Raw genomic sequence first — 1,776 nt, forward strand, 5'->3', positions numbered from 1 at the left:
GTTCTCTGCGTCGAACATGAATGGCTGCTTTCGGTTCAGGGGGTGATGCTGCACCTGCGAAGCGCTCACAGAGCGTGAACGGCAGGATTGCGCAGGAACCAGACCTCTGGTCGCTGCCTGGTCGAACCTTCATCGGAGTCCGCCTGAAAGGGTAGTATGCCGACCTTGCCGTCATCCGAGCTAAATCGTCAGATGACGGCTTCAAGCCCCGAAGCGGACTTGTTCCGGAACGAGCATTTCTGTGCCCTAACGCTACCCGCTAATCATCCCGAGGCGGACGCTTGTGCGCGAGTCCGGTGTGGCACTCGACACAAGGGGTGTCCTTCTCTGATGCAGGTTGCATCTTCTCTTGAGCGCGTTGCGACTGGTTGTGAAAGTCCATGGACTCGTAAGCGTGGCAATTCTTGCATTCGCGAGATCCGCTTGCCGTCATCCTTGCCCAAACCCGCTCCGCCATTTCCGGCCGCTTCGCTTCGAACTTTTCCGGCGTATCGATGGTTCCGAGAATATGGTAGTACAAATCCGAAGTTGCCGCGATTTTTCTAGCAACCTTTGCGGTCCACTCTTTCGGCACATGGCAGTCCGGGCACCCCGCCGTGACGCCTGAAGGGTTCTGGAAATGCGTCGACTCCCGCCACTCCTCTCCAACCTTCATTTCGTGGCAGGACAGGCAGAACTCCGTCGTGTTCGTATATTCCAGGGCGGTGTTGAAGCCACCCCACATGATAATTCCGGCTGCCAGACCGCCAATGAAAATTGCTCCGAAACTCCAGGTTACGGATGGCCTCCAGAACAGACCCCATAATTTTCGCAAACTTTCACCTCCTCCCACGGCGCCCTGCTCGTAGCATTAGCAACCGAGCGCCATGATCGACGACCGTGGCGAGGCCGGGCAATCCTGCCCGGGCTCCCTTCAACGCTTTGGGGTTACTCCTTTGGAAGCGTTTGCGCGTAGGCGGTAAGGTCGGCGCTGATCTGCGGGTCCAGCACCCTTAGTGCGGGCATCGCCTCACCTGGCTGGCCATTGAGGATCTTGTGCATCGTTTCCACGGTATTTCCGGCAATCGCTCCAAGCGGGTCCATGTCTTTGACCTTCTTGCCGTCGAGGCCGTGGCAACCGACACAGACGCCTTCGTAGTATACTTGCCCTGCAGCGGCGTCGCCGGAAGACATTCCATCGGACATGAAAGTCGTCGGATCGATCTGGCCTTTGGATATGAAGAGCGCCAGATCTTCCGCTGCATCATCCGGCAACATATCCGCAGTGTATCCATGCGGCTCTGCTCTCAGAATCTCTACGATAGCAGCCGGATCTGCTCCGGCAGACCCGGCGACTCCGACGATGCCCGTGAAATGTTTGCCCGACGAGTACGCACCCTCGGCGCCTTTGTAGTCCCAACCGTGGCATTCCTTGCAGCGCCAAGTCGCGTCCGCCTTGTACTGGCCGTCATCCGGGTAGGCGGGATGGGTTTCCTCAGGTTTCGTTCCGTTCAGTACAACCCACCATTTGTCATAAAGTTGTCCGCCTCTGGCGATCCGAAAAGCCTCGGACGGCGACGCCATGTCTTGCGCGAGCAAAAAACCAGTCGAGATAGCCATCGCGGCAGCGGCGCAAACCGCTCCTGTCAGTTTCCGCATCTCTGTGTCCTCCCTGAAGATGTGAGTTTACGGTGAGGAGTGTGAAACGATTAGTCTTTGATTTAGATCATTTCTAAGTAACGGCACAAAACATTCAAAAATTACAATTAAAGCGTACCGCCAAAAACCTGAATCGTT

General features: G+C 56.5%; 2 protein-coding genes. Both read right to left on the bottom strand.

The genetic code is table 11. The features are described 5' to 3' along the window. Positions 1-259: 259 nt before the first annotated feature. Complete coding sequence (locus tag BLR85_RS28195) at positions 260-832, bottom strand: NapC/NirT family cytochrome c (RefSeq protein WP_093165203.1); 573 nt, start codon at positions 830-832, stop codon at positions 260-262. 95 nt (positions 833-927) lie between these two features. After that, positions 928-1,599 (bottom strand): c-type cytochrome, encoded by a 672-nt coding sequence (locus BLR85_RS28200; RefSeq protein ID WP_212635192.1) that lies wholly within the window; start codon positions 1,597-1,599, stop codon positions 928-930. Between the last annotated feature and the right edge of the window lie 177 nt (positions 1,600-1,776).

Source organism: Aliiruegeria lutimaris, from assembly GCF_900099935.1.
Lineage (GTDB): Bacteria > Pseudomonadota > Alphaproteobacteria > Rhodobacterales > Rhodobacteraceae > Tropicimonas > Tropicimonas lutimaris.

Excerpts from the sequence above, each read along its gene's own strand:
- BLR85_RS28200 (WP_212635192.1), bottom strand. The coding sequence starts at position 1,599 with ATGGCTATCTCGACTGGTTTTTTGCTCGCGCAAGACATGGCGTCGCCG.